24 protein-coding genes are annotated in these 26,871 nt (G+C 74.7%); 9 read left to right on the plus strand and 15 right to left on the minus strand.

Going from position 1 to position 26,871, the window contains the following annotated elements:
- Positions 1-45 precede the first annotated feature (45 nt).
- From JOF36_RS32035 to JOF36_RS32045, 3 genes are all read right to left on the minus strand, one after another.
- Positions 46-2,184, minus strand: a complete 2,139-nt coding sequence (locus tag JOF36_RS32035) for a molybdopterin oxidoreductase family protein (protein WP_372447430.1) — start codon at positions 2,182-2,184, stop codon at positions 46-48.
- Between the two features lie 3 nt (positions 2,185-2,187).
- On the minus strand, positions 2,188-3,555 hold the full coding sequence (locus JOF36_RS32040) for a nitrate/nitrite transporter (RefSeq protein WP_307862694.1): 1,368 nt from the start codon (positions 3,553-3,555) through the stop codon (positions 2,188-2,190).
- 161 nt (positions 3,556-3,716) lie between these two features.
- Positions 3,717-4,544: a TIGR02569 family protein gene (locus tag JOF36_RS32045; protein WP_210034286.1), complete on the minus strand. Its 828-nt coding sequence runs from the start codon at positions 4,542-4,544 to the stop codon at positions 3,717-3,719.
- Between the two features lie 569 nt (positions 4,545-5,113).
- Here JOF36_RS32045 and JOF36_RS32050 point away from each other — a divergent pair.
- Entirely contained in the window at positions 5,114-5,482 is a 369-nt protein-coding gene (locus JOF36_RS32050; RefSeq protein WP_210034287.1) for a hypothetical protein, read from the plus strand.
- A 3,180-nt stretch (positions 5,483-8,662) separates the two neighbouring features.
- Here the strand turns inward: JOF36_RS32050 and moeZ are convergent.
- Both moeZ and JOF36_RS32060 read right to left on the minus strand, forming a co-directional pair.
- Positions 8,663-9,835 carry an adenylyltransferase/sulfurtransferase MoeZ gene (gene moeZ, locus JOF36_RS32055; RefSeq protein ID WP_210034289.1) on the minus strand — a complete coding sequence of 391 codons (1,173 nt, stop codon included), beginning with the start codon at positions 9,833-9,835 and terminating at the stop codon, positions 8,663-8,665.
- An 81-nt stretch (positions 9,836-9,916) separates the two neighbouring features.
- Positions 9,917-10,909, minus strand: coding sequence for an alpha/beta fold hydrolase (locus JOF36_RS32060; RefSeq protein ID WP_210034291.1), 993 nt, complete (start codon positions 10,907-10,909; stop codon positions 9,917-9,919).
- A gap of 165 nt (positions 10,910-11,074) precedes the next feature.
- On the opposite strand from JOF36_RS32060, the gene JOF36_RS32065 reads away from it, so the two are divergent.
- The 3 genes from JOF36_RS32065 (at position 11,075) to JOF36_RS32075 (ending at position 14,889) form a co-directional block, all read left to right on the plus strand.
- Positions 11,075-11,995, plus strand: a complete 921-nt coding sequence (locus tag JOF36_RS32065; protein WP_210034296.1) for a DUF8832 domain-containing protein — start codon at positions 11,075-11,077, stop codon at positions 11,993-11,995.
- A 4-nt stretch (positions 11,996-11,999) separates the two neighbouring features.
- Positions 12,000-14,153 carry an HAD family hydrolase gene (locus tag JOF36_RS32070; protein WP_210034297.1) on the plus strand — a complete coding sequence of 718 codons (2,154 nt, stop codon included), beginning with the start codon at positions 12,000-12,002 and terminating at the stop codon, positions 14,151-14,153.
- A 103-nt stretch (positions 14,154-14,256) separates the two neighbouring features.
- On the plus strand, positions 14,257-14,889 hold the full coding sequence (locus JOF36_RS32075) for a TetR/AcrR family transcriptional regulator (RefSeq protein WP_210034298.1): 633 nt from the start codon (positions 14,257-14,259) through the stop codon (positions 14,887-14,889).
- Positions 14,890-14,992: 103 nt separating this feature from the next.
- Here JOF36_RS32075 and JOF36_RS32080 read toward each other — a convergent pair whose 3' ends face one another.
- The gene (locus tag JOF36_RS32080) at positions 14,993-15,910 is read right to left on the minus strand and encodes an alpha/beta fold hydrolase (RefSeq protein WP_210034299.1); all 918 of its coding nucleotides are present in this window, start codon (positions 15,908-15,910) and stop codon (positions 14,993-14,995) included.
- 20 nt (positions 15,911-15,930) lie between these two features.
- On the minus strand, positions 15,931-16,866 hold the full coding sequence (locus JOF36_RS32085) for an AurF N-oxygenase family protein (protein WP_210034300.1): 936 nt from the start codon (positions 16,864-16,866) through the stop codon (positions 15,931-15,933).
- Positions 16,867-16,921: 55 nt separating this feature from the next.
- Here JOF36_RS32085 and JOF36_RS32090 point away from each other — a divergent pair, with 55 nt between their 5' ends.
- Together JOF36_RS32090 and JOF36_RS32095 are read left to right on the plus strand one after the other, a co-directional pair.
- On the plus strand, positions 16,922-17,611 hold the full coding sequence (locus JOF36_RS32090; protein ID WP_210034301.1) for a TetR family transcriptional regulator: 690 nt from the start codon (positions 16,922-16,924) through the stop codon (positions 17,609-17,611).
- Positions 17,608-17,919 (plus strand): DUF4873 domain-containing protein, encoded by a 312-nt coding sequence (locus tag JOF36_RS32095; protein ID WP_210034302.1) that lies wholly within the window; start codon positions 17,608-17,610, stop codon positions 17,917-17,919. Before JOF36_RS32090 ends, JOF36_RS32095 begins: the two co-directional genes overlap by 4 nt.
- A gap of 78 nt (positions 17,920-17,997) precedes the next feature.
- Here JOF36_RS32095 and JOF36_RS32100 read toward each other — a convergent pair whose 3' ends face one another.
- Both JOF36_RS32100 and JOF36_RS32105 read right to left on the minus strand, forming a co-directional pair.
- Positions 17,998-18,228 (minus strand): DUF3107 domain-containing protein, encoded by a 231-nt coding sequence (locus JOF36_RS32100; protein WP_210034305.1) that lies wholly within the window; start codon positions 18,226-18,228, stop codon positions 17,998-18,000.
- 60 nt (positions 18,229-18,288) lie between these two features.
- Positions 18,289-18,945, minus strand: coding sequence for a ferritin-like fold-containing protein (locus JOF36_RS32105; RefSeq protein WP_210034307.1), 657 nt, complete (start codon positions 18,943-18,945; stop codon positions 18,289-18,291).
- Between the two features lie 284 nt (positions 18,946-19,229).
- Here JOF36_RS32105 and JOF36_RS32110 point away from each other — a divergent pair, with 284 nt between their 5' ends.
- Positions 19,230-21,011, plus strand: a complete 1,782-nt coding sequence (locus JOF36_RS32110) for a DEAD/DEAH box helicase (RefSeq protein ID WP_372447432.1) — start codon at positions 19,230-19,232, stop codon at positions 21,009-21,011.
- Between the two features lie 48 nt (positions 21,012-21,059).
- Entirely contained in the window at positions 21,060-22,280 is a 1,221-nt protein-coding gene (locus JOF36_RS32115) for an Rv3212 family protein (RefSeq protein WP_443706281.1), read from the plus strand.
- Positions 22,281-22,299: 19 nt separating this feature from the next.
- On the opposite strand, the gene JOF36_RS32120 is transcribed toward JOF36_RS32115, so the two are convergent.
- The 5 genes from JOF36_RS32120 to JOF36_RS32140 form a co-directional block, all read right to left on the minus strand.
- Complete coding sequence (locus JOF36_RS32120; RefSeq protein WP_245351058.1) at positions 22,300-22,560, minus strand: hypothetical protein; 261 nt, start codon at positions 22,558-22,560, stop codon at positions 22,300-22,302.
- Positions 22,561-23,036: 476 nt separating this feature from the next.
- Positions 23,037-23,918, minus strand: a complete 882-nt coding sequence (locus JOF36_RS32125) for a RecB family exonuclease (protein WP_210034310.1) — start codon at positions 23,916-23,918, stop codon at positions 23,037-23,039.
- A 116-nt stretch (positions 23,919-24,034) separates the two neighbouring features.
- Positions 24,035-24,910: a PHP domain-containing protein gene (locus tag JOF36_RS32130; protein WP_307862695.1), complete on the minus strand. Its 876-nt coding sequence runs from the start codon at positions 24,908-24,910 to the stop codon at positions 24,035-24,037.
- 52 nt (positions 24,911-24,962) lie between these two features.
- Positions 24,963-25,517 (minus strand): PH domain-containing protein, encoded by a 555-nt coding sequence (locus tag JOF36_RS32135; protein ID WP_210034312.1) that lies wholly within the window; start codon positions 25,515-25,517, stop codon positions 24,963-24,965.
- Positions 25,518-25,520: 3 nt separating this feature from the next.
- A complete protein-coding gene (locus JOF36_RS32140; RefSeq protein ID WP_210034313.1) occupies positions 25,521-25,664 on the minus strand; it encodes a hypothetical protein in 144 nt (47 codons plus the stop codon).
- 113 nt (positions 25,665-25,777) lie between these two features.
- Between JOF36_RS32140 and JOF36_RS32145 the strand changes: the two genes are divergently transcribed.
- The gene (locus tag JOF36_RS32145; RefSeq protein ID WP_210034314.1) at positions 25,778-26,185 is read left to right on the plus strand and encodes an NUDIX hydrolase; all 408 of its coding nucleotides are present in this window, start codon (positions 25,778-25,780) and stop codon (positions 26,183-26,185) included.
- 136 nt (positions 26,186-26,321) lie between these two features.
- Here JOF36_RS32145 and JOF36_RS32150 read toward each other — a convergent pair whose 3' ends face one another.
- Positions 26,322-26,825 (minus strand): MaoC family dehydratase, encoded by a 504-nt coding sequence (locus JOF36_RS32150; protein ID WP_210036389.1) that lies wholly within the window; start codon positions 26,823-26,825, stop codon positions 26,322-26,324.
- Between the last annotated feature and the right edge of the window lie 46 nt (positions 26,826-26,871).

The raw sequence follows: 26,871 nt of genomic DNA on the forward strand, positions 1-26,871 counted from the left end.
GGCCGGGGAGGGCGGCGGCAGCCCCGGGGGCGACGGCGGTCAGGGTCAGGGATGCGCCGGGAGTGATGTCGTCGTGCGGGTGCGGTCGGCGGCTGCCGGGGCCGCCGCCTCCAGCTTCACCGCGGCGACCTTGAACTCCGGCATCCGGCTCACCGGGTCCAGGGCCGGGTTGGTGACGTTGTTCGCCGCGCCCGGCCCGCCGAAGTGGAAGGGCAGGAACACCGTGTCCGGGCGCAGCGACGGCACGCAGCGGACCCGCGCCGTCGTCGTCCCGCGGCGGGAGGTCACGTCGGCGAGGTCCCCGTCGGCCAGTCCGTGCCGGGCGGCGGTGTCCGGGTGCACCTCGACGAACACCTCCGGCGCGGTCGCTGCCAGCTCGGTGACCCGGCGGGTCTGCGCGCCGGACTGGTAGTGCACCAGCACCCGGCCGGTGGTGAGGCGCAGCGGGTAGTCCGCGTCGACGTCCTCGTCCGGTCCGACGTGGTCGACCGGCACCATCCGGGCCCGGCCGTCGGGGTGGGCGAACCGGTCGGTGAACAGCCGCGGTGTCCCCGGATGGCCCTCGGCGGGGCAGGGCCAGTGCAGCGCCTCGCCGGCGTCCAGCCGTGCGTACGACACGCCGGTGTAGTCGGCGATCCCGCCGGACGACGCCCGGCGCAGCTCGTCGAACACGGTCCTCGGATCCGACGGGAACTCCCCCGGCGCGCCCAGCGCGGCGGCCAGCCCGGAGATCACCTCCAGGTCGGTCCGCACCCCCGGAGGCGGGGCGACCGCCCGACGGCGGCGCAGCACCCGGCCCTCGAGGTTGGTCATCGTGCCCTCCTCCTCGGCCCACTGGGCCACGGGCAGGAGCACATCGGCCCGCGACGCCGTCTCCCCGGGCAGCACGTCCGCGACGACCAGCAGGTCCAGTGCGTCCAGGCGCTCGGCGACGGCTTGGGCGTCCGGGGCGGAGACCAGCACGTTGGAGCCGAACACCAGCAACGCCTTCGGCCCACCGGGGCGGCCGAGCGCGTCGAGCAGCTCTACGGCGCTGCGTCCCGGCCCCGGGATCGACGGCTCCGGAACACCCCACACCGACGCGACGTGCGCCCGCGCCGCCGGGTCCGTGATGTGCCGGTAGCCCGGCAACTGATCGGACTTCTGGCCGTGCTCCCGCCCACCCTGCCCGTTGCCCTGGCCGGTGATCGTGCCGAATCCCGACCCCGGGCGCCCGGGCAGACCGAGCGCCAGCGACAGGTTGATCCACGCCGTCACCGTGTCCACGCCGTGCGCGTGCTGCTCGACGCCGCGCGCGGTCAGCACATAGCGCCGGCGCGTCCCGGCCAGCCACCGCACCACGGTGCGCATGTCCGTCGCGGCCACCCCGCAGACCCGCTCCGCACGTTCGGGCCACCACTGCGACACGACCCGCCAGACGTCGTCGAACCCGGTCGTGCGGTCGTCCACGTAGGACGGGTCCACATGCCCGTCGACGACGGCGGCGTGCAGCATCCCCAGTGCCAGCGCCAGATCGGTGCCGGGCCGCGGTGCCAGGTGCAGGCCCCCGGAGGCGATCGCGCGGTCCGCGGTCGGGGTGCGACGAGGGTCGATCACGACGAGCCGGGCCGCGGCCAGGTGCGCCATCAGCGGTGGCATCGTCTCGGCGACGTTCGCGCCGGCCAGGACGACGAGCTCCGCGTCGTCCAGGTCGGTCACCGGGAACGGCATCCCGCGGTCCACACCGAACGCACGGTTGCCGGCCGCGGCCGCCGAGGACATGCAGAACCGGCCGTTGTAGTCGATCTGCGACGTGCCCAGCGCGACCCGGGCGAACTTGCCGAGCAGGTAGGCCTTCTCGTTCGTGAGCCCGCCCGCGCCGAAGACCGCGACCGAGTCGGGGCCGTGCTCGGCGCGCAGTGCGGCGAGCTTTGTCGCGACCCGGGACAGCGCCGAGCCCCAGTCCGTCTCCACGAACCCGGCACCTCGCGAGGGCCTGACCAGCGGAGATGTCAGGCGGTGCGGATGGGTGAGCAGTGCAGAGGACGTCCAGCCCTTCTGGCACATCCCGCCCACACCGGACGGACTGTCCTCCTTGACGTACACGGCGCGGGCGTCCACCTCGCCGGACGGGCTGATCCACTGCCCGCACTGCAGCGCGCAGTACGGGCAGTGGGTCGCGGTCCGGTGTGCAGCGGCCTCCACGCCTCAGACCCGCGCCGGAGCCGCGCCGCCCGGGACGGCGGCCTGTACCGGTCGCAGGTACACCGCCCACGTGACGCCGATGCACGCCAGGTAGAAGGCGAGGAAGGCCCAGAACGCCGGGGTGCCCGACTGCACCGCGGAGAACGACTCCCGGAAGGCCAGGTTGATGAACAGCCCGCCCAGCGCGCCGATCGCGCCGGCGATGCCGATCACGGCACCGGAGAGCCTGCGTGCGGTCGCGAGCTCGGTCTCCCGGTCGGCACCCTCGGCGATCGCGACCCGGGCCCGCCCGCTGAAGATCGCCGGGATCATCTTGTAGGTCGAGCCGTTGCCCAGGCCGGACAGGGTGAACAGGGCGATGAAGCCGAGCGTGAACGCGGCGAGCGAGTGCGCGCCGGAGGCGGCGATGACGACCACCGTCGCGACGGCCATGCCGGCGAAGTTCCACAACGTGACCTTCGCCCCGCCGAAGCGGTCGGCCAGCGTGCCGCCGACCGGGCGGATCAGCGACCCGATCAGCGGACCGATGAAGGTGACCGCGGCGGCCTGCAGCGGGGTGCGCTCGAACTGGTTCTGCAGGACCAGGCCGAAGGCGAACGAGTAGCCGATGAACGAGCCGAAGGTGCCGATGTAGAGGAACGACATGATCCAGGTCTGGCGGTCCCGGCACGCCTCGGTGAACGCTCCGGTGTCGTTCGACATGGCGGCGATGTTGTCCATCCGCAGCCAGGCGAGGACGGCGGAGACGACGACCAGCGGGAGGTAGATCGCGATCAGCACCCGCGGCTGCCCCGCGCCCAGCAGCGCGATCACCAGCAGGCCCAGCAGCTGCACCACCGGGACGCCGAGGTTGCCGCCGCCCGCGTTCAGCCCCAGCGCCGCGCCCTTGCTCCGCTCCGGGTAGAACGCGTTGATGTTCGCCATCGACGAGGCGAAGTTGCCGCCACCGACACCGGCCACCGCGGCGACGAGCAGCAGCGTCGTGTACGAGACACCCGGCTCCATGACGATCATCGCCAGGATCAGCGGGGCGATCAGCAGCGTCGCGGAGAAGATCGTCCAGTTGCGACCACCGAACCGGGCCACGGCGAACGTGTAGGGCAGGCGCAGGATCGCCCCGACCAGTGTCGGCACCGCGACCAGGAAGAACTTCTGGGCGGCGTCGATCCCGTACTCCGGGCCCATGAACAGGACCAGGACCGACCACATGGTCCACACCGAGAATCCGATGTGCTCGGAGAAGATCGACTGCCAGAGGTTGCGGCTCGCGATCCTCCGGCCGGTGCGCTCCCAGAACCCCTCGTCCTCGGGGTCCCAGTGGTCGATCCAACGGCCGCCGATGCGGCTGCCGCGGGCAGCGGTGGTGGTCACGGATCGGTCTCCTGATCGCCGACGGTCACGTCGTCGACGACACTAGGTAGCCCCGGTTTCAGCCGGATGGCCCCGCGTGACACCCCCGCAACACTTCTCTCACACGCACCCGCGCGAGCCTGTGAGACATGTGGCGCCGGGGCGCAGGTACTTACCCGGGGTTACAGCCGGCGGCTGAGCAGCCCGGCGACCCGCTCGATCCCGGCCAGCGAGTCGCTCGTCGCGTCCGGGTGCTGGGCATGCAGCGCGAGCCGGTACAGCACCGCGCGCAGCAGCGACTGCGGCCATTCCTGCAGCTCCGACCAGCGCTCGATCAGGTCGTCGTCGGCACCGCCCCAGGCGACCGCGTCCACGACGACGACGGCGGCGGCCCACTCGGCCGGGCGCCAGAACGGCACGAGGTCGAGCACGGCGGGGCGTCCGGTCGGGTCGAACAGCATCGCGCCGAACAGCTCGCCGTGCACGACCTGCGGGGTGAGCCGGATGGTGCGCCGGTAGGCGGCCAGCTCGGAGAACAGGCTTCCACCGGTCTCCGCGTGCAGGTCCAGCTTGCGCTCACCGAACGCGGCGGCGGCCGAACGGGACAGCAGGTCGTCCCGGTCGTCGAGCAGCCGGGGCCGCAGCACGGTGGACGTCGCGGCGTGCAGGCGCAGCGACGCGGCCACGACCTCGTCGTGCCGGGGCTCGGGCGCGCCGGGCACGTAGCGGGATGCGGCCCAGCCGCCGACCACCCAGCGCCCGTCGCTGGAGCGGACCGGGCGGGCCAGCCGGACGCCGTCGACCTCGAGGTTCTCCAGGACGGTCGCCGACCAGGCCGCGACGACGTGGTCCGAGACCGGTCGCAGCAGCACGTCGCCGCACTGCCAGGCCCGCTGTCCCGCCCACACCACGGGGCGTGGGGCGGTGTCGCGCACACCGAAGGCGACACGCACGTGCTCGGGCAGGGCGCTCGCGGCCGGCGCGGTGGCGAGCGTGCGGGCTGCGGTCACGACGGCGACGGTACCCGCGTGACCGCACGCCCCCTACCGCGCCACGCCAGGAGCGTGCAGACCGGCGCCACGATCAGGTGACCGGGTGACCGCACCGTCGATTCCGGACGCGGCGTAGCAGAGCGTCGAACGTCCGGAAGCCGGCCGATCAGCGGCCTGATCACTCGCTGCCGCCCGAACCGCGGCCGCCCCGATCCCCGGAACCCGAATCACCCGATTCCCGCCCTCCGCCGTCCGACCCCCGGCGACTCGAATCGCCATCGCCCGATGCCCGCTCACCCGAGTCGCCGCCGCCCGCCGTTCCCTCGCCCGAAGCCCGGGCGCCTCGATCGCGACCGCCCGAGTCGCGGTTCCCCGAGCCCCGATCCCGCGAATCCCTGTCCCGCGACTCCCGGTCTCCCGAACCGCCGCGCGACTCCCGAGCGCCCGAGCTCGGGGCGTCAGAGCCCCGGCTGTCAGATCGCCGGCTGTTCGAGCTTCGAGTGTCCGAGCGCCGGCTGTCGGAACGGCGGCTGTCGGAGCCTCGGCTGCCGGAGCTTCGGCTGTCGGAGTTCCGGCCCGAGCTTCGGGTGTCCGAGCTGCGGCTGCCCGAGCTGCGGCTGCCCGAGCTGCGGGTGTCAGAGCTGCGGGTGTCAGAGCTGCGGGTGTCAGAGCTGCGGGTGTCGGAGGTTCGCCCGCCCTGGCCCCCGCCGGAGTCGCGGCTGCTCGCGCCGCCGCGCGCGCCGCTCCGATCGGAGCCGCTGCCGCGTGCCGTCGACTCGCCCGACCTCGACTCGCGCGACTTCGGCTCGGTCGCCTTCGACTCGGGCGACTTCGACTTCCTCGATGCCGAGTCGGTGTCCCCGGAGCTGCGCGCGCCGGACCGTCCCCGGTTCGACTGCTCGGCACCCGAGTCCGCACCGGTCGACCCGGATCCGCGCGACGTCGAGCGATCCTGACGCGATTCACGGTTGCCGCCACGACGCCGGTCCGAGGCGCGCGAGTCCGAGCCACGCGAATCTGAGGCACGCGAGTCCGAGCCACCTGAATCCGAGGCGCCCGAATCCGAGGCACGCCGACCGGTGTCGCCGGCTCCGCCCGAACGGGACGTGTCCGCACCGGACCCGTCGGAGACGTCCACCCGGGACCGCTCGCCGGAACCGGCGTTCTCGCCGCTGCGCCCTGTCGTCCGATCGGCCATCTGCTCGGCGGCCCGCCGATCGGCCTCCGCGAGCACCGAGCGGGCGGCCTCCTTCCCGATCACCGCCTCGACGTACCGCCCGGCGACCGCGCTGGCGATCCCGCCGGAACCGAAACCGGAACCGGAACCGGAACCCGGGGCACGGGCCTCGGTACCACCGTCCGCCCGGACGCCGCCCCCACGTGCCTCCGCCATCGGCTCCTGGCCACGGGTATCCGATCCGGTACCGCCGCCCCGGGCATCCGCACCGCCATCGCTGCCCCCGGTGCCCGGACCGCTGCCGGTACCGCGAGCGTCCCGCGCGATCGGGCCGCCGGCGCCGGGCCCCTGGTCACGCGCGTCGGGTAGGACGGCCTGGGAGCGATCCCGCTCCTGGCGGGCGGCCTCCGACACCCCACCACGCACCCCGCCCAAGACTTCGCGGCCGACCTCGGCCCCGTCGGCGCGGCCGCCGAGCCCCGTCTCGCCGGGTCCCGCAGAACGCTCGCGATCCGGCCCACGGCGTTCCGCGGAACGCTCGCGGCCTGTTCCACCGCGTTCCGCGGAACGCACCCCATCCGCCCCACCACGTTCCGCAGAACCCTCGCGGCCAGTCCCCCCGCGTTCCGCGGAACGCGCCCCGTCCATCTCACCGCGTTCCGCGGAACGCACTCCATCCACCCCGCCGCGTTCCGCAGAACCCTCGCGGCCTGTTCCACCGCGTTCCGCGGAACGCACTCCATCCGACTCACCGCCGCGTTCCGCGGAACGCTCGCGGCCCGTCTCGTCGGATCCCGCGGAGCGGTCACGGCCGGCCTCCGCTCCGGCGCCGGTCGTGCCGTCCTTCGTCGCGCGGTCACCGGCCGGCCGGTTCTCACCGCCGGGCCCGGTACCTGGACCAGCCCCGATGACGCCGTCCACGGTCCGGCCGAGACCCTCCGCGGCGTCACCGACCCCGCGGACGACCTGGCCGACGGGCTCAGCCGGTCGGGCTGGCGTCTCCCCCGCGTCCGCCGACGGCGCCGGCGCGGGACGCACCTCCGAGGCTGGATGGTCGCCGGGCTCGGTTGCGGCGGCGGCATCCCCGGTGCGGTCCTTCCCGGCACCACCATCGTTCCCGGTGCGAGATGCCTCGCCGCCGTTCTTCCGGCCGTCGGTCAGGGACGCCACCCCGTCGGCCGCATCGGAGACGGCACCGCCGAGTGTCCCTCCGGGACCGGCGGCGACCGCGGCGGCAGCGGGAGCCTTCGGGCCGCCGGGTGAGTCTCCCGAAGGCGTCGCACCAGCGGGGGCCTCGGATGCTCCGGATCCCTCCGATCCCTTCGGGGAAGGCGTCGCATCCGGAGCGGAGGCCGGGTTCGACGCCCCCGGAACTGACGGGTCCGGCGTTCCCGGAGCGGAGGCGGAAGCCGTCGGGTCCGGCGCATCCGGACCGGATGCCAGGACGGGCGCCTCCTGAGCGGGCGCCTGCCGGTCGGGCACCTGCGGGTCGGGTGCCTCCGGGCGGGGCGCCGTGTCGCCGGGCGGCGGGGGCGTGGCACCGGGCCGGGCTTCCGGGCCGTCGCCACCGGAAACGCCACCCGGCACGCCACCGGGAACGCTGCCGGGACCACGGGCGGAGGCACCCTCGGCCCCCTCCCCACGCGGCAGCGTCTCGTCCACCGGGCCACGCGGGTCCGGCGGGCCGCTGGTGGCGACGTCGTCGCGCTCCCGGTCGCCGCCGGGCTCCCGGCCACCGGCCAGTACCTGCGGAGGCTGCCGCGGGCGCGCCGGCCCCGGCATCTCGGGTTCCTCGCCGCGGGCGAGGGCGAGCACGTCGCCGGACACCTCCTCCGTGCCGGAGGGGTCGCCCGGCAAGGCCGCCGTCCGCGCCCGCTCGACACCCTCGTCGAGCGCCTTCAGCTCGTCGGCGCTGGCGTCCCGGCGACGGGCCCGCAGGTCACGCTGCTCCTCCAGCGAGGTGGCGGCAGCGATCTGGTCGCTGGTCCGGCGCGACGGTGGCGGCAGCTCCGCGACGATCTGTTCCATCTCGGTGAGCTGTTGCTCGGCCAGGGCCAGCTCGTCGGCGGCCGCGGGGCGGGACGCGTGGGCGCCCAGCTGGGCCTGCAGCGCGGCACGCTGCTGAGCCAGGGTGTCGCGGTGCTGCTGGAGCCGGGTCACCGCGACCGGCCGGCCGCCGTCGGCGTGCGGCGACCGCCGCCAGGCCTGCTCGCTGCGTTCCAGGGTGCCGAGCTGCTCGTCCAGCGCCCCCAGCGCGACACGGGCCTGTCCTGCCCACTCGTCCAGGGTGCGCTCCTGGGCCACCGGCCGGCCTGCGCCGGTCCCCGGCACCGTGGTCAGCACGTACGCACCCACCAGCAACGCGGTGGCGGCGACCAACGCCAGGCCGCGGCGGTGCCGGAACGGCGTCCGCGGGCCCGACGACGACGGCGGTGCGGCGTCGGCCGAACGGGACGGTCGCGGCGCCGGCTCAGGGGGCTCCGGCTCGCGCAGCCACGGCAGGGTCTCGGCGAGCCGCTCGTCGCCGGCTCGCTGTGCGGCGGCCCGGCGGGCCTGGCGCGCCGCCAGCCGGTGTGCGGCGGAGCAGTAGAGGCGTTGCGGACGACCGACCTCCGACTCGATCGGTTCCCCACACCCGTCCAGAGCGCAACCGCGCACCGGTTCCTCCACCGAGACCTCCCCCGCCAGCCCGTCCGCCGATCACCGGCGTGCACCGACAATTCGCGATGGACGGTCGAAATGTTTCGCTGTGCGAGGGAAATCCGAGGGCGAACGGTGGATCACCACCCGAGTGGCCCAGCCGGAGGCGGTGACGACCCCGAGTGGTTGCGCGGCGACACGCTGTGAACGACAGCGGCCGCCGCCCCATCGGATCGGGGCGACGGCCGGTGCCGGGACAGCGCAGACGTCAGTCCATCGGCTGCATCAGTACGTCGACTGCATCAGTACGTCGACTGCATCAGTACATCGGCTGCGAGGGGTCGATCTGCTTGATCCAGGACAGCACGCCCCCACCGACGTGGACGGCGTCGGAGAAGCCGGCTTTGTGCAGCGCGGCGAGTGCCTCGGCGGAGCGACCACCGGACTTGCAGTGCAGCACGACCGGCTTGTCCTGGGCGATCTCCGCGAGCGCCTCGCCGGACAGGATCCGGTCCTTCGGGATCAACGTCGCGCCCGGGATGCTCACGATCTCGTACTCGTGCGGCTCACGGACGTCGATCAGCTGGAAGTCCTTGCCCGCGTCGATCATCTGCTTGAGCTCGCCGACGGTGATCGTGTTGCCGGCCGCGGCGTCCTGGGCGTCCTGGGTCACGGTGCCGCAGAACGCCTCGTAGTCGATCAGCTCGGTGATCTTCGGGGTCTCGGGGTCCTTGCGGATCTTCACCTGGCGCCAGGTGGTCTCCAGGGCGTCGTAGATCACCAGACGACCGAGCAGCGGGTCGCCGATACCGGTGATCAGCTTGATCGCCTCGTTGACCATGATCGAGCCGATCGAGGCGCACAACACGCCCAGCACGCCACCCTCGGCGCAGGAGGGGACCATCCCGGGCGGCGGCGGCTCCGGGTAGAGGTCGCGGTAGTTGAGGCCCTGCCCGTCCGGGGCGTCCTCCCAGAACACCGACGCCTGGCCCTCGAACCGGAAGATCGAGCCCCAGACGTAGGGCTTGCCCAGCAGCACCGCCGCGTCGTTCACCAGGTACCGGGTGGCGAAGTTGTCGGTGCCGTCCAGGATCAGGTCGTAGTCCCGGAAGACGTCGAGGACGTTGTCGCTGGTCAGCCGTACGTCGTGGAGGCGGACCTCCACGTAGGGGTTGACCTCGAGGATCGAGTCCCGTGCCGACTCCGCCTTCGGGCGGTCCACGTCGGACTGACCGTGGATGACCTGGCGCTGCAGGTTGGACTCGTCGACGACGTCGAACTCGACGATGCCGAGCGTTCCCACGCCGGCGGCGGCGAGGTAGAGCAGTGCGGGCGAGCCGAGCCCACCGGCACCGACGACCAGGACCTTGGCGTTCTTCAGCCGCTTCTGCCCGACCATCCCGACATCCGGGATGATGAGGTGGCGGCTGTACCTCTCCACCTCTTCCTTGGTGAGCTCGGTAGCCGGCTCCACCAGCGGCGGTAGCGCCATCTCGTCCACTCCTCGCGTGTCGCGTGCGGTCTCGGGTGCCTCAACGCCCCGGATCCGCCCCATCTTCCCGTGCCGCCGCGATCAGGTCTCGTCCCACAACCCGGCGACGGCGCGGGCGACCTCCTCCGGCCTCTCGATCTGCGCCACGTGCCCCGTCCCGGGCAGCACGACCAGGCGGGAACCGGGCAGCGCGGCCGCGGTGCGGCGGGCCAGCCGCGGCGTCACGATCCGGTCCGCACCACCCCAGACCACCAGCGACGGCGCCCGCACCCGCGCCGCGCGCTGCCACAACGACCTGCCCGCCCACAACGCGAGCAGGCCACGCGTCGCGGCGTCGGACGCCTCGGCCGCCCACGGCAGCGTCGCCCGGTGCGTGTGCTCGGCGATCAGCTCCTCCAACCGGCGCTCGGAGCCACGCTGCGGGTCGGCGAAACAGACCTTCACGATCCGCTCGGCGCGCTCACGCAGCGGTTCCGCCGCCATCGCGCGCCGCGCACCGCGACCGAGCAGCGGCACCATCGCGAGCGCCATCCGCGGGTCGGAGAGCCGGCGCGGGTCCGGGCGCAGGTCCGGCATCGCCGGGGAGACCAGCGTCAGCGACCGGACGAGCTCCGGACGACGGGCGGCGATGGTCATGCCGATCAGCCCGCCCAGCGAGTTGCCGACCAGGTGCACCGGGCGACCGCGACCGGCCAGCCAGCACAGCAGCGCGTCCGCCATGCCGTCCGGCGTGAAGTCGCGGGTCGCGGTCGGTTCGGACAGCCCGAAGCCGGGCAGGTCCACCGAGAGGCCGGGCGCACGGCCCCCGAGCAGGCCCGCGAGGTCGGTCCAGTTGGTCGCCGAGCCGGCTAGCCCGTGCACGTAGACGGCCTCGGTGTCGCCGGTGCCCGGTGTCTCACGGACGTGCAGCGACACCCCGCCCGCGGTGACCGTGCGCCCCGGCCACGGCGCCTGGTCCGGACGCGGCGCCCCGGACATCACGGCGTCGGCCGGGGGTGCGCCCGCAGTCGTCCCGGGCCCCGGGCCGGGCTCGGTGACGGGGGGCTGAACGGAGAGCGACGCGCCGACGACCATCCCACCAGGATGACGTGTCGACGACGACGCCGCCGCATCCCGTGGTCCCCGCCTCCCAGGTGTGACTGTCCGTCCACATATGCCCACGGAGCGCAACGAGACCCGCGTCCGAGCGTTGTACCGGAGGGCGTCGCACCCTCGACGACACCGAGCACGGGAGGACTCATGGGGCGGATCGCGGGATCGACCGCAGCCCGGGTGATCGGATTCGGCGCCGCCTCGGTACTCGTCTTCACCGGCGCCTGGACCGCGGGCGGCGCACTCGATGCGCTCACGACCGGGGACGGCCGGGGCCCGGCGGGTGAGGAGCAGCTGCTCCCGGCCCGGCAGGCGTCGTCGGTGGCGGCGTCGGAGCCGGGCGGCGTGCTGTCCACCACCGCCGGCTACACCCTCTCCCCCGTCCGGTCGGTGTTCCCGTGGCGGGAGGCGACCGAGATCGCGTTCACCGTCACCGGCTCGGACGGTGCGCCGGTGACCCGGTTCGACGACCCCGGCGACGGAACCGGGGTGATGGACGTCGCGGTCGTCCGCCGCGACGTCGCCGGCTACACCCGGCTGCGCGCCACCCAGGGCGCGGACGGCGTGTGGCGGGCTCCGGTGACGTTCCCCGGTGAGGGGGTGTGGCGGCTCTACGCCGCGTTCACCCCGACCGGCGGGCCCCGCGTCGATCTGGGCACCGACGTCCACGTCCCCGGGCCGTACGGGGCCTTCCAGTTCCCGCGGGAGAACCGGTCCGGGCTCTGCGGCTCCGCCGACGAGCAGGTCCGGGTCGACGGCGCGCTGGTGCCGGGCGGGGAGTCACGGCTGTTCGTCACCGCGTCCCGCGACGGGGCCCCGGTCACCGATCTCGAGCCCGTCGACGGCGGCGCGTTCGGCCGGATGACCGCCGTCCGGCAGGGCGACCTGGCGCGCTTCCCCGTCCGTCCCGAGGTCACCGGCGCCGGTCCGGACGACCGGGCCGGGCCCGGGATCGCGTTCACCACGTCGGTGCCCGCCGCGGGCAGCTACCGGCTGTTCCTCGACTACCGCTCCGGGGGCGAGCTGCGGTCCTGCGAGTTCACCCTGCCGACGGCGCCGGGGAGCTGAGCCGGTGCGCCGCTCCCCGCTCACTGCTGCGGTCGCCGCCGCCGTCGCCCTGATCCTGCCGGTTCTCGGCCCGCTGCTGCCCGCCGCGGCATCCGTGGTGCCTGTCGTGGCGGTGATGCCGGTGGTGCAGATGGTGCCGGTGGTGACCGTGCTGCTGGCCGTCGCCGTCGTGGCCGGGACCGGATGGGACGGCCACCGGCGCGCCGCCCGCGCGTTGCGGGCCGGAGCGGTCACCGCGGACACGGGGGTTTCGCTGGCCACGCTGCCGACGCTCGCGTGGTCGGTGCCGGCGCTGCTCGTCCCGGCGGTGTCCCCGGCCGGCTCGGACGACGCTGCCGGACCGGTGGCGCTGCTGACCGGACCGGCGGCACTGCTGAGCGGGCCGGCGCTGCTGAGCGGGCCGGCGCTGCTGCCGGGGGTGGCGGCACTGCTGACCGTGCTGGCGATCGCCGTGCAGGACACCGGCCGGTCCGGTGCGGCTCGCGGCATCGTCGCGGGCGCCGGCGAACGGGACCAGGACCGGGGCCGGAGCAGGAGCCGGAGCCCGAATCGGGACCGGAGCCGGCTCCGGGACCAGGACCGGGGCGCCGGCGGCGCCGGGACGTCGTGGTGGCCCCGGACCCGCGCGGCGCACCACCCGGGGCAGGACGGCCTGCGGGTCGTCGCCGACCGGTGGAGCCGCCGGCTGGTCCCCACCGCCGCGCTGGCCGCGCTCGCCGTCGCGGGGTTCCGGGCGGGGCTCGGCGAGCCGTGGACCACGGCGGCGCCGGCCGGGCTGGCGGTGCTGCTCGCCGCCTGCCCGGTGGTGCTGCTGGCCGCGGTCCCGGCGGCGGTGCGCGCCGCCGACCGCGCGGGCGGACCGGACGTGCGGCTCCCGCTGCCCACGGCGGCCGGTGCAGACGGCCCGCGACCGGGGGCCTGGCACGACCCGATCGGCTGGACCGATCCGACCGGCGGTCCGCGGCCGGCGGAGCGGGTGGACACCGTCGCTCTGGCCGGCCCGGACGTACTGACCGGCGCCGTGCCCGGCGCGGTCGCCGTCCATACCGCACGCGGCGAGGACACGGCCACGGTGCTGCGCCTGGCCGGGGCGGTCGCTGCCGGGGCCCGGCCGGGTTCCGGCCTGGGCCCGCTCGCGCGGGCGCTGGCGGCCGCGGCGCCCGGACCTCTCCCGGACGTGGCCGAGGCCGACGAGCAGCCGGGAGCGGGGATGTCGGGATTGGTCGCGGAGCTGGTGGCCGGTCCCCCGGTGCCCCACGCCGCCGTCCGGCCGGGCGCGGAGGGGACCGCGGTCGAGGTGGCGGACCGGACCGGGGCGACGGTCGTCGCGCACGCGGTGCTGCTCGGCTCCCCGTGCTGGCTGCTCGCGCACGGCATCGGGCTGCCGCCGGGGATCGCGGCCGACCGCGAACGCGCCGAGGCGGCGGGTCGCGAGGTCGCCGCCGTCGCCTGGGACGGCGCCGCCCGCGCCGTCCTCGCGCTGACCCGGGCACCGCACCCGGAGGCCGCGACGGGCGTGGCGGCGCTGCGGGCGGCCGGGACCGAGCCGGTGCTGCTGACCCCGGACGACGACGGCGCCGCCCGCGCGCTCGCCGCGGCCGCCGGGCTGGACCCGGCCGACCCGGACGCCGTCCGGCCGGAGCTGGACCCCGCGGGCCGGGCGGCGGCCGTCGCCGGGCTGCGGGTGCGGGGTCGCACCGTCGCGGTCGCGGCGGATCCGGGCAGCGATCCCGCGGCGCTGGCGGGTGCCGATCTGGCGATCGAGCTGATCCCGTGGAGCGATCCCGCGGCGCCGGCGGGAGCCGATCCGGCGATCGGGATGACCCCGTGGAGCGAACCCGCAGCGCCGGCGGGAGCCGATCCGGCGATCGAGCTGGTCCCGTGGACAGACACCCGGGACGGCGCGGACCCGGTTCCCGGGCCTGGGACCGGATCGACGAGGATCGTCGTCCGGGGTGGCCCCGGCGCGGTGGCCACGGCTCTCGTACTGGCCCGCCGGGCCCGCGCGCACGCACGCGCCGGCGTCCTCGCGGCGGTGGCCGTCACGGCGTTCGGGGCACTCGTCGCGGTGGCCGGTGCGCCGGCACCGCTGGTCGCCGCGGTACCGGTTCTGGGGGCCGTCGCGGTACACGCGCGGCGGTTGCGGTTGCGCAGCTGAGACCCGGTTGCCCGGCCGGCCGGAACCCCGGTCACGCATCGTTCGAAATTCCCGGTTACCTGCGGGTAGGGTGACCCCACACCGGGTGAAAGGTAGGGGGCCGATGACCGGAACCGCCACGCCTCGGGGCGCACGACTGTCCCGTGGCGCGCGGCGCGCGCAGCTGTTGCTGGCCGCTCGCGACGTCTTCGCCGACCAGGGCTACCACGCTGCCGCGATGGACGACATCGCCGAGCGGGCCGGCGTCAGCAAGCCCGTGCTCTACCAGCACTTCCCCGGCAAGCTGGAGCTGTACCAGGCCCTGCTCACGACCTACGCCGAGGAGCTCGTCGAGCGGGTCTCCGGGGCGATCGAGCGCACCGAGAACAACAAGGAACGCGTACAGGCCGCCGTCGCCGCCTACTTCGACTTCGTGGCGGGCGAGGGCCGTGCCTACCGCCTGGTGTTCGAGTCCGATCTGCGAGGCGACGCCGAGGCCGCCGCGGTCGTCGACAGCGCCCTGGGCCGGTGCATCGACGCGGTCGCCGGGGCGGTCACCACCGACGCCGGGCTGGACCACGACCGGGCCCGGCTGCTCGCCGTGGGCCTGGTGGGGCTCAGCCAGGTCGGTGCGCAGTTCTGGCTGGACTCCGAGCAGCAGGTCCCCCGCGACGAGGCCGTCTCCCTCCTGGCCTCGCTGGCCTGGCGGGGCATCGCCGGGTTTCCCAAGCTGCCGGACAGCGCCGAACAGCTCTGAGCCAGGGCCCCGCAGCAGTCAGCTCCGTAGCAGGCAGCGCCGCAGCAGATCAGCTCCGGCGCAGGCAGCCCCGGAGCCCGCAGTCCCGGAGCCCGCGGACCGCTCAGGTCGCACGGGCCCCGGCTGCGTGGCGCACCAGCGCGGCGATCCGTGCCGTCACCCCGTCCACGCGCTCGACCGGGAGCATGTGCCCGGCGTCCGGGAACACCGTCAGGCTCGCCCGCGGGAGGCGGTCCCGGATCCGGCGGGCGTAGCGGGGCGGCGTCAGCCGGTCGCACGAGCCGACCATGATCTCGACCGGGCGGCCGTCGAACACCGCGAGGGCCTCGTCGCCCTCGTGCGCGGTCAGCGTCGGGGTGAAGCCGGAGATCGTCGTCGGACGGCAGTCGGCGATCACCTCGCAGGTCGTCCGCACCGCCAGCCGGTCCGGGCGCCGGCCCAGCAACAGCGGCTGCAGCCCCGCGCGCAGCAGCGCCGGCCGGGTGGCCAGCGACCGCCGGTCGGTCCATCGCCGGCTCGCGGTCAGCCTGTCCTTGCCGGCCAGGAACATCGTGGCGGGCAGGCCGGTCATGCCGAGCGTGGCGGCACCGCCGAGCCCGCCACTGGCCGTCGCGACGAGCGCCACCCCCGTCACCCGGGACGCGACCAGCTCCGGATGACGCTGGGCGAGCGTCATCGTCGCCATCCCGCCCATCGAGTGCCCGGCGAGCACCAGCGGCCCCTCGGGGACCAGCTGCTCGATCACCTCGGCCATGTCGTCGGCGAGGTTCTCGAGGGTCTTGGCCTCGTCCGGGGTGTCGTCGGAACGGCCGTGACCGCGGTGGTCGTAGCGCACCACCCGGGTCGCCGGGGTCCCGGCGGCAGCAGCGGTGCCGACGGCGAGGGCGTCGGCGACCGGCGCCCAGCAGCGCTCGTCGAGCGTCCAGCCGTGCGCCAGCAGCACCGTCACCGGCGCTGTTGCCGGGCCGGACTCCCGCACGTGCAGCCCGGTCCCGTCCCGGGTGACGATCCGCCTGCTCATCCGGACGAGTCTCCTCTCGATCAGATCAGGTGTGCGCGCTTCCAGAGGATCTCCGTCGACCCACCGACGATCCCCTGCTCACGCAGGAACGGCACGAGCTTGCGCGCCGACCAGCGCAGCATCTCGTGGTGGTGCGGGTTGGCCAGCGCCGCCTTCCGGCCGATGGCCGGCTCGATCCCGACGCTGCGGTACACGTCCGGATGGATCAGGTTCCGGGCGACGACGAACGCGATCCGCGCCGTCAGGTACCGCGCCCAGGCCCGCTCGGCGCGACCGGTCCTCGGCATGATCCGCTGCAGTTCCTCGCGGGCGTAGCGGACGTGCCGCGCCTCCTCGGTCACGTGGATCTTGTTGATCATCCGGGAGAGCGGCTGGACCCGCTCGTCGCGCATCCCCTCGCGCTGCAGCTGGTCGAGGATCTCCTCGACGTAGAGGGTGCCGGCGAACATCGCCGGGCCGCTGCCGATCGTCTTCATCAGCCGGCCCTGCTCGTGGGTCAGCCGCCGCGGCGCGTAGTCCGGGACGCCGTAGCGCTCGGTGGCCTTCGCGAACATCATCGAGTGCCGGCACTCGTCGGCGATCTCGACCAGCGCGTACTGGATGTGCGCACGGCGTGGGTCGCGGTCGTAGGCGTAGCGCAGCAGCATCTGCATGAGGATCATCTCGAACCACAGCCCGATCCGGGCGACGCTGCAGAACTCGTGCACGCTCAGCGTGACCCGCTGCTCCTCGGTCAGGCCCTCCCACAGCGGGGTCCCGTAGAGCGAGACGCGCTCGGGGATGATCCCGTACCCGCCCTCGACGAGCGGGGCGTCCCAGTCGATGTCGATCGCCGGGTCGTAGGACTTGGACACCGAGCTCCGCAGCAGCCGGCGCGCGGTGTCCTCCCGGTCGGCGAGGCCTGTCCTGCCGCCGGCCCGACCCGACCGGCCGACGACGTGTGCTGTTCCGGACACCGCAGCCTCCTTGCTGTTACCGCCGGTAACGGTTACCACTGGTAACGTGCCCCAGGTGCAGAGGGATGTCAAGCCGGACCCGCGTTCGCGGCGCCGGGACGAACGGCGGTCGGAGATGGTCGAGGCGGCCGTCGAGGCGATCCGCGAGCACGGACCGGGGGTGTCCGTCGCGCAGATCTCCGCCGCGGCCGGCATCACGAAGCCGGTGCTCTACCGGCACTTCGCCGACCGTGCCGACCTGCAGCGGGCCGTCGGCGAACGCGCCGCGGACATGCTGATGGAACGGATCTACCCGGTACTGGCCGTCGAGGCCGAGCCGATCGAGCACGTCGCCGCGGTGATCGACGCGTTCCTGCACGGCATCGAGGACGAGCCGCAGCTCTACCGCTTCGTCGTGGCCAACCCCGCCGAGCCGGCACCCGGCGCGGAGATCGTCGAGGACGTCCGGGGCCGGATCGCCGCCCTGCTGGCCACCCTGCTGGGCGAGCGGCTGCGCGCCGAGGGGCGCGACTCCGGCGGAGTGGAGGCCTGGGCGCACGGCCTGATCGGGATGGTCCAGTCGGCGGGCGAGTGGTGGCTGGACCGGCGCACGATGAGCCGGGACGCACTCACCAACTACCTGTCGGCGCTGATCTGGGGCGGGATCGCCGGTGTCGGCGGGATCGACTCCCCGACCGCGAACGCCGACATCCTGCGCCTGGTCCCGGATCCGCACACCCCCACCGACGCCCGGGAGTCGCGGTGAGCGGGCCGGAGGAGGGCTACCGCGGCCCGGCCACGCTCGTTGTCGGCGGCCGGACCCTCGACGTCGAGGTACTGCTGGACTCCCGGCACGAGCCGTTCGACGGCCGCCTGCACTGGTCGGGCCGGGTCCTCGCGCACCCCGCGCTGGGCGAGCTGCTCGACGCCGGCGGCGGGGCGGAGATCCGGACGCCCGGGCACACCGCCGTCGGGACGCTGTCCGACCCGGACCCGTGGGGCGGGCTCCGGATCGCGGGGACCGGGCACCCGCCGTTCCCGGTGGACGGCCCCCCGCCCCCGGAGTCCGACTGACGCCGTGGCACCCGTGGAACGCCGACGGGCCCGGTCCCCCGCGTGGGGAACCGGGCCCGTCGGCATCGTCCCGTGGGCTCAGCCGCCGAGGCCGAACCCGACCTTGCGCTCCTCAGCGGGGCCGATCTCCACGTAGGAGATCCGCCCGACCGGAACGACGAACCGGTTGCCCTGGTCGTCGGTGAGGTCCAGCAGCCCGTCGTCGGACTTCATCGCCCCGCTCACCTGCTGGGCGACCTCGTCCGGGGTGCTGTCGCTGGACACCACGAGCTCCCGCGGGGTCTCCGCGATGCCGATCTTGACCTTCACCGGTGCTCCTCCCGATCCGTCACGTCTCGCTCCTGCCCGCGCCAGGCTAGTCGACCTGGATCAGGACAGCCCGAGCCTGCCCATCCGCCTGCCGTGCGCCACCTGCACCGTCTTGATCAACCCGGCGACGCCGCCCCGCTCGCCGGAGCCCAGCACGATGAACTCGGCCAGGTCGTCGCGCTCGGCGACCACCCGCTGGGCGTGCGTGACCGCCTCGCCCAGCAGCCGCCGCCCCCACAGCGCGAGCCGGTCCCGCTGCGCCGGGTTGGCCGCGCAGCCCGCCCGCACCTCGCGCTCGGCGAACGCCGAGTGCCCGGTGTCGGCGAGCACCTTGCGGACCAGCTCCCCGGTCGCCGGGTCCACCCAGCCCGCGACCTCGCGGTAGAAGTCCGCGCCCAGCCCGTCCCCGAGATAGGCCTTGACCAGCGACTCCAGCCAGCTCCGCGGAGCCGTCGACGCGTGGTAGCTGTCGACCAGCGACACGAACGGCGCCATCGCGTCGGCGACCGCGACCCCGGCACCACCGAGATGGTCCTCGATCAGTCTGAAATGCCCGATCTCCGCGGCGGCCATGGTCGACAGCTGCGCGCGGCCGGCCAGGGTGGGCGCGGCCCGGGCGTCCTCGGCGAGCCGGTCGAACGCGGAGAGTTCGCCGTAGGCCAGCACGCCGAGGAGCTCGACGGTCACCGAACTCGGCCCGCCGGCGTCGGAGGTCATGGCGCCACCCTAACGGGGCCCGCCGCGGCGCCCCGACCACCTGACACGCCCGGGGCGAGGCATCTCACCGTGCGCCACCCGGTCGCGCACTTCGTGCGATCGGGTCACGCCAGGTACCATTCGGGAAGCGCGTCGCCTTTACCGGTCCGACGTGCCCACCGCGCGGGAACCGGGGAACGGGACGGGCGGCCCTACACCGGCCGCAGGCGTCTCACCGGGGCCCGCACCCGAACTGGTGCGCGCAGCGCCTCGGCGGCTCTCCCGCCCGGTCCTCCACGGACCCGGTGCCGGTCGAAGAGCCACGCCACGGCTCCTGTGCGCGGAGAGAGGCGATCACCCTGTCCGTTTCCGAGAGCAGCCCCGAGACCCCGCCCGAAGCCGACCCGGGCTTCGAGGCCACCGGCATCACCCCCGCCGACGCTCCGTCCGGCTCCCCGCTCCCCGCCGAGGGAGACAAGCTTCCCCCCACGTTCGCCGAGCTCGGCGTCCGCGACGAGATCGTCTCCGCACTCGCGGAGAACGACATCGTCCGCACGTTCGCGATCCAGGAGCTGACCCTTCCGCTGGCCCTGGACGGCGAGGACGTCATCGGCCAGGCCCGCACCGGCACCGGCAAGACGCTGGGCTTCGGCGTGCCGCTGCTGCAGCGGGTCGTCCCGCCGAAGGAGCAGCCGGCCGCGACCGCCGAGGGCGAGGCGGCCGACCGTTCCAAGGACGTCCCGCAGGCGCTGGTCGTCGTCCCGACCCGTGAGCTGTGCGTGCAGGTCGCGCGCGACATCGCCGCGGCCGGCAAGAACCTCGGCACACGCGTCGTCGCGATCTACGGCGGCCGCGCCTACGAGCCGCAGCTGGAGGCGCTGCGCAAGGGCGTCGACATCGTCGTCGGTACCCCGGGCCGGCTCCTCGACCTCGCCGAGCAGCGGCACCTGGTCCTCGGCCGGGTCAAGGCACTCGTCCTGGACGAGGCCGACGAGATGCTCGACCTGGGCTTCCTGCCCGACGTCGAGCGGATCCTGCGGATGCTGCCCGAGCAGCGGCACACGATGCTGTTCTCGGCCACCATGCCGGGCCCGATCGTGCAGCTGTCCCGGGCGTTCCTGACCCGCCCGACGCACATCCGCGCGGAGGAGGCCGACCAGGGCTCCATCCACGAGCGGACCAAGCAGCTCGTCTACCGCGCGCACGCGATGGACAAGGTCGAGCTGGTCACCCGCGTCCTGCAGGCCAAGGACCGCGGCCTGACGATGATCTTCGCCCGGACCAAGCGGACCGTGCAGCGGGTCGCCGACGACCTCGCCGAGCGCGGCTTCGCCGCGGCCGCGGTGCACGGTGACCTCGGCCAGGGCGCCCGCGAGCAGGCGCTGCGCGCGTTCCGCTCGCAGAAGGTCGACGTCCTGGTCGCGACCGACGTCGCCGCGCGCGGCATCGACGTCACCGACGTCACGCACGTCATCAACTACCAGTGCCCCGAGGATGCGAAAACCTACATCCACCGGATCGGCCGCACCGGGCGTGCCGGGAAGGAGGGCGTCGCCGTCACGCTGGTCGACTGGGACGAGATGCCCCGCTGGAAGCTGATCTCCGACGACCTGAACCTGGGCATCGACGAGCCGGTCGAGACGTACTCGACGTCCGACCACCTGTTCGCCGACCTGGGCATCGCGCCCGGTGCGAGCGGACGGCTGCCGCTGTCCGCGCGTACCCGGGTCGGGCTGGACGCCGAGTACATCGACGCCGAGGGCGACCACCAGGGCGCCCGCAAGCAGCGCGGCGGCCGCCCGGACCGGGGCGGCGCCCCGGCCGAGGACGACACCCGTCGCCCCCGCCGCCGCCGGGCCCGGACGCGCACCCGCGGCGGGGTCACGGTCGACGCCGAGGCTCCCGCTGCCGACGCGGGCGCCGGCTCCGGGGCCACCGCCCCGCAGAACGGCCCGGCGTCCGACGCGGGCACCGGTGAGGGCGATGCGGGCACTCCGCGCCGCCGCCGGCGCCGTGGTGGTGGTTCCCGCCGCCGCTCGGACGCCGGTGACGGATCCACCGGCGACGCCGACGCCGCCGCCAGCTGACGAGTTCGTCCCAGCGTGCTGCGGCCGCGGGACCTGCGGCTCCGATGGATGCCCTGGCCGCAGGTACCAGCCGAACGACGACACCGCGGCGACCGCATGGTCGCCGCGGTGCTCGTGTTGCTGCTGGGCGGAGCGGGGCTGCTCTACGGTGTGCAGAGCCCGGCGGCGAACACCGAGTCCGTCCCGGCGACCGCCGCTGCGACACCCCCGCCGCCGGCCGGGGCCGTGCCACCGACGTTCACCGAGCTCTGGCGGGCCCCGAGCCCGGCCACCCCGACCGTCCTCGTGGCCGGCGACGGTGTGGTCGTGGCGGAGGGGTCCCGGGTCTCCGGCCGCGACGCCGTCACCGGGGCACAGCGGTGGAGCTACACCCGTGACCTGCCGCTGTGCACCACCGGTGTCGCCGACGGCCGGGTCATGGCGCTCTACCGCAACGACCAGTACTGCTCCGAGCTGACCACACTCGGCCCCGACACCGGTGAGCGCGGCCCGACCCGGACCCTCGACGCACGCCCCGGCACCCGGCTGATCGGCCAGGACCCGGTGCTGGCGACCGGCGTGGACTATCTCGAGACCTTCCGCTCCGATCTCGTCCGCACCGCCGAGTACGGCACCGTCCGCGCGCCGGAGGAGCCCGGCGACCAGCCGCGTGCCGGATGCACCTTCCGGTCCTTCGCCACCGCCCGGGACCGGGCCGGTGTGCTCGAGCGCTGTCCCGGCGAGGCGTCCGAACGGCTGTCGGTGATCCGGCCCAGCGGCTCGGAGGGCGACCAGCCGGCCTTCGACTCGTCCGCCGAGATCGGCACCGACGGGGCACAGCTGATCGCGCTCTCCGCGGAGCGGGCCGCGGTGCTGCTCCCCGGCACCCCGCGGCTCGCGCTCTACGACCGCGGCGGGCGCAAGGTCGGCGAGTTCCCGGTCGCCGCGGGCGCCCAGATCAGCGTCCCGGCCGACGGCGTCGCCCGGACCTCGTCCGACGAGGACACCCGCTACTGGTGGACGGGAGGCGCCACCGTCGCCCTCGACAGCGCCACGCTCGAGCCCCGCTGGTCGGTTCCCGGCACGTCCGGGCCCGGAGCCCGCTACGGCGACCGTCTGCTGGTCCCGGTGCCCGGGGGCGTCGCCGACGTCGACCCGGACACCGGGGCCGTCGCCCGCACCGTGCCCGTCGACCGCGGCGCCTGGACCGGCCCGGTGCAGGTCGCGGCGCAGGGCGGTCTGCTGGTGGAGCTGCGCGGGGACGAGATCGTGGTGCTCGGCCCGGCCTGAGCGCCGGGCGCCCGGTCCGCTACAGGAACCAGCCCAGGCCGAGCACCAGGGCGGCGATCCCGACCACGCCGAGGGCGGCGAGTGTTCCGGTCCGGTCGCCGCGGCGGTCGGCCACCACCTGCCCGGCGACGGCGGCGACCGCCGCGGCGAAATGCGCCGTCAGGTCGGCCGCCCCCGGGCCGGGCACACCGTTGCGACCGGCGAACCACTCGACGACGCCGAGCCCGACCGCGAGCACGACGATGCCGCCGGCCAGCACGCCGCTCAGCCCCCGCAGCAACCGGCCGGGCCCGGAGGGCCGGACCGGTGCCGTCGGGGAACCGGCCGGGCGCGGGGGCCGTCGGGTGCCCCGGCCACCGGAGGGCGGGCGGGCCGCCGGGTGGTCGTCGTGGCGCTCCGCGCGGCCGGCGCCGGGCAGCCCGCGCCGCGAGCCCGCTCCCTCGCTCCCGTCGCGCGGACCGCCGCCGTTCGCGCCCGGCCCGCCGCTGCGACCGGGTCGGCCGCCGGGCGCAGGGCCGCCGGGCCCCGGGGCGGCACGCCGCCCACCCGGTGCGGACCGGGGCGGTCCATCCGGACGCGGGCCGTCCTGCGGACCTCCCGGTACCGCACCCCGGGTCGGCCTGGTGGGCGGTTCGGGTCCGCTACCCGGCCGGAACCCACCACCGCCGCGCGGAGCGTGCTGCGCCCTCGGCGGGCCGGGCGGACGGGCGTCCGGGGCCGGGCGTCCGCGGGGGTCGGGGCGAGGGTGATCGGTACTCACGGGGCCAACAGGTCCCACGGGCGCGGCTGGGGCACGGCGGCCCGCCCCTGCGGACAGTGCCGCCGGACCGGGCAGGTTCCGCACTGCGTACCGGTACGCACCGGGAACAGTGTCTCCGGATCCCCGCCCGCCGTGAGCGCGGTGGTCGCCGCGGCGGCCTCGTCCGCGGTCCGCTCGGCGGCCGCGACGTGCGCGGCCAGCGAGTCGTCGTCGTGCTCCCACGCGGCGACGGTGCCGGTCGGGACGTGGTGCAGCTCCACCTGCCGGCACCGGCGGCGGAAGACGTTCCCGGCGGCGACGGCGTAGAGCGCGAGCTGGCGGGAGTCGCGGGCGTCGGCGGCGGACGGGACCCGCCGGCCGGTCTTGAAGTCGACGACCCTCAGGTCGCCGCCGTCGTCGTCCAGGCGGTCGATCCGGCCCTCCACGAGCAGGCGGCCGGCCGGTGCGCTCACCCACCGCTCGACGGCGACCGGCTCGCTCCGCCCGGCGGGCCCGTCCGCGGCCGCGGCCAGCCAGTCCCGGGCCCGCTCGCGGTAGCGGGCGGCCTGCGCGGCGTCGGCGAACCCCTCGCCGGACCAGTGCCTGCCGACCAGTGCGGCGGCTGCGGCCGGGGTCCGCCGGTCCGCAGGCAGGCCCGCCAGCGCGCGCAGCGCGAGGTGCACGACGGCGCCCAGCGTGGTGTGCGCGAACGCGCCGCCCCGGGCCGGTGCCGGCCGGTCGACGTGCAGCATCCGGAAGCGCCGTGGGCAGGTGTCCCAGGTGTCGAGACGGGCGGGGGTCACCCGGTGCAGCGCGGCCGCACCGAAATCCGGATCCAGCAGGTCCAGGCCGAGCTGGCCGTCCGGACACCCGGTGGTGCGAGGCGTGGTCCGGGCCATCCGCCAACGGTACAGCGACCCCGGTCGCCCTCCGTCGATCGCCCGTCACCCGGCCACCCGGCGCACCGCCCGGCGCTCCCTGATCGGCCCGCGAGCGTGCTCCGCCACGGGCCGGTTCAGTCCCGGACGACCGCCACACCGGTGGCACGGTCGGCGATCGCCTCGAAGACCTCGGGGGCGGTGGTCTCCTCGGCGAGCGGGGTCGGCTTGTTGGTGCCGTGGTAGTCGCTCGAGCCGGTCACGATCAGCCCGTGCTCGGCGGCCAGCCCCCGCAGGAGCTCCCGGTCCTGCGCCACGTGGTTCGGGTGGTCCACCTCGACCCCGCCGAGGCCGCGCCCGGCCAGCTCGACCAGCACCGACGGCTCGACCACCCGCCCGCGGACCCGGGCCAGCGGGTGGGCGAACACCGAGACCCCACCCGCCGCGGAGATCATCTCGACTGCCGTCTCGACCGCCGTGTCGGCCCGCGGCACGTAGTACGGGCTGTCGTTGTGCAGCAGCTCGACGAACGCGGCGTCCACCGACTCGACGACGCCGGCGGCGACCAGCGCCTGTGCCAGGTGCGGCCGCCCGGCGCTGCCGCCCTCCGGCAGGTGCGCGAAGACCGTCTCGACGTCGACCGGGTACCCGTCGGCGGCCATCGCACCGATCATGCGGTGCATCCGCTGCACCCGCTCGGTGCGCAGCCGCTCCTGCTCGGCGGCGATCGCCTCGTGCCGCGGGTCGAACAGGTACCCGAGCAGGTGCACCGAGCAGCGGGGCTCGCCGTCGCGCCCGGTCGGGCTCAGGCAGGAGAACTCGGCGCCACGCACCAGCGCCAGCCCGGACGGGCGGGCCGCGACGGCCTCGTCCCACCCACCGGTGGTGTCGTGGTCGGTGATCGCGACGACGTCGAGGCCGGCCGCTGCCGCCGCCCGGACCAGCCCGGCCGGGCTGTCGGTGCCGTCGGAGGCGGTCGAGTGGGTGTGCAGGTCGATCACAGGCCGGGACACGACCGCGACCATAGCCGCCCGCCCGCGGCGAGGGATCTTGCCGGTCGGGAGGTCAGCGGCGCCAGCGCGGCTTGGCGAGCATGCCCGTCGCCCGGGTCTTGCCCTTCTCCCCGAACACCAGCTCGGAGAGCGCCTCGTAGATCTCCTCCGGGCGGGGCATGAAGTCGATCTCGTTCAGCGCCTGGATCTGACCTGCCGACTCCACGACCATCGTGCCGTAGCCGAGCAGGCGCCCGGCGAGCGTCCGGCGGAACGTGAGGTCGGTGACCTTGCCCAGGGGCATCATGCCGACGTTGTGCGTGATGATCCCCTGGGCGATCATCACGCGCTTGTCGGTGATCACGATGCGCTCGATCCACCACAGGATCGTCTGCGCGGTGAACCGCAGCACCGCGACGAGCACCAGGTAGAACGCGAGGTTGTCGATCAGCACCCCGACGCCGGCGTTCGTCGAGCCGTCCAGGAACTGCTCGACACCGACGACGACGAGGATGAACACCGCCGTCTGCAGGATGGGCTTGGCCATCACGGCCCAGTGCTGGCGCACACGGATGACGCGCCGCTCCGTGGGGAGCAGGTACTCGTCGATCTCCCGGGGCGCGAGCACAGATCAGACGAGCGAGGTGAAGAAGGTCGACATCGACTGCGCGGCGTCGTACAGGATGTTGCCGACGTTCTGGACCGAGCCCGCCGCCGCTTGCGGGGCGGTCACGATCAGGAAGATACCCAGCGCCACCGCGACCACGATCAGCATCTTGCGCACGTTAACCGTCACCCGTTCCGGCCCGTTGGAACAAACCTCGTCATTGGTACCCGAGCCCGGCGGGCGCAGGGTACCGGCACCAGTGCAGCGTACCGTTGATTCGGATGACCGACAGTAGCCGACACGTCGCCTGCGTGGGTGGAATCGTCTTTGACCCGGACGGCCGATTGCTCCTGGTACGCAGGGTGAACGAGCCGGGTCGCGGGCGCTGGTCGGTCCCCGGCGGGCGGGTCGAGCCCGGGGAGGACGACCACGCCGCCGTCGTCCGCGAGTTGTTCGAGGAGACCGGGTTGACGGTCCGTCCCGGGCGGCTGGTCGGCACCGTGACGCGCGCCCCCTACCGGATCGCGGACTACCTGTGCGACACCGCACCCGGCTCCCCGACGACCCCGCACCCCGGGGACGACGCCGACGACGCCCGCTTCGTCGACCGAGCCGCCTACGACGCACTCCCGGTGGTCGAGGGCCTGACCGAAACCCTCGCCGGCTGGAGCTGCCTCCCCCGCCGGTAGCCCCGGACACTCATGTCGCAACCACATTCCCGACCTCGCAGCCGTCGCAGCCGTTGCGACATACACGAACGGTCTGCGAGGCGGGGCATGTGGGGGACGCCGGACGGCGCGGGCGGCGGGGACCTGCGGGGGCGGCTCAGGGCTGGGGGGTGGGGCGGCCGGGCTGTTCGCCGCCTCGGGCGTCGCCGTAGGACTGCTTCGGGACCATCACCTTGCGCCGGAAGGTGCAGACGACGGTGCCGTCCTGCTTGTAGCCGCGGGTCTCCACGTACACGACGCCGCGGTCGTCCTTGGACTTCGACGGCGTCTTGTCCAGGACCTCGGTCTCGCCGTAGATCGTGTCGCCGTGGAAGGTCGGCTTGGTGTGCTTGAGCGACTCGACCTCGAGGTTGGCGATCGCCTTGCCCGAGACGTCCGGCACGGACATGCCCAGCAGCAGCGAGTAGATGTAGTTGCCGACCACGACGTTCTTGCCGAAGTCGGTCGTCTCCTCCGCGTAGTGCGCATCCATGTGCAGCGGGTGGTGGTTCATGGTGAGGAGGCAGAACAGGTGGTCGTCGTACTCGGTGACCGTCTTACCGGGCCAGTGCTTGTAGACCGCCCCGACCTCGAACTCCTCGTAGTAGCGCCCGAACTGCACCGTCCACGCTCCCATCATGTTCTCGATCCGTTGCGGGGGTAATCTA

It is taken from the genome of Pseudonocardia parietis, assembly GCF_017876315.1.
GTDB lineage: Bacteria > Actinomycetota > Actinomycetes > Mycobacteriales > Pseudonocardiaceae > Pseudonocardia > Pseudonocardia parietis.

What these genes read in the sequence shown, in the direction of transcription:
- JOF36_RS32065 (WP_210034296.1), top strand. Translation starts at nt 11,075, where the DNA reads ATGGGGCGGATCGCGGGATCGACCGCAGCCCGGGTGATCGGATTCGGC.
- JOF36_RS32080 (WP_210034299.1), bottom strand. Translation starts at nt 15,910, where the DNA reads ATGAGCAGGCGGATCGTCACCCGGGACGGGACCGGGCTGCACGTGCGG.
- moeZ (WP_210034289.1), bottom strand. Translation starts at nt 9,835, where the DNA reads ATGGCGCTACCGCCGCTGGTGGAGCCGGCTACCGAGCTCACCAAGGAA.
- JOF36_RS32140 (WP_210034313.1), bottom strand. Translation starts at nt 25,664, where the DNA reads ATGCTGATCGTGGTCGCGGTGGCGCTGGGTATCTTCCTGATCGTGACC.
- JOF36_RS32075 (WP_210034298.1), top strand. Translation starts at nt 14,257, where the DNA reads ATGACCGGAACCGCCACGCCTCGGGGCGCACGACTGTCCCGTGGCGCG.
- JOF36_RS32115 (WP_443706281.1), top strand. Translation starts at nt 21,060, where the DNA reads ATGCCCTGGCCGCAGGTACCAGCCGAACGACGACACCGCGGCGACCGC.
- JOF36_RS32125 (WP_210034310.1), bottom strand. Translation starts at nt 23,918, where the DNA reads ATGGCCCGGACCACGCCTCGCACCACCGGGTGTCCGGACGGCCAGCTC.
- JOF36_RS32060 (WP_210034291.1), bottom strand. Translation starts at nt 10,909, where the DNA reads ATGGTCGTCGGCGCGTCGCTCTCCGTTCAGCCCCCCGTCACCGAGCCC.
- JOF36_RS32105 (WP_210034307.1), bottom strand. Translation starts at nt 18,945, where the DNA reads ATGACCTCCGACGCCGGCGGGCCGAGTTCGGTGACCGTCGAGCTCCTC.
- JOF36_RS32145 (WP_210034314.1), top strand. Translation starts at nt 25,778, where the DNA reads ATGACCGACAGTAGCCGACACGTCGCCTGCGTGGGTGGAATCGTCTTT.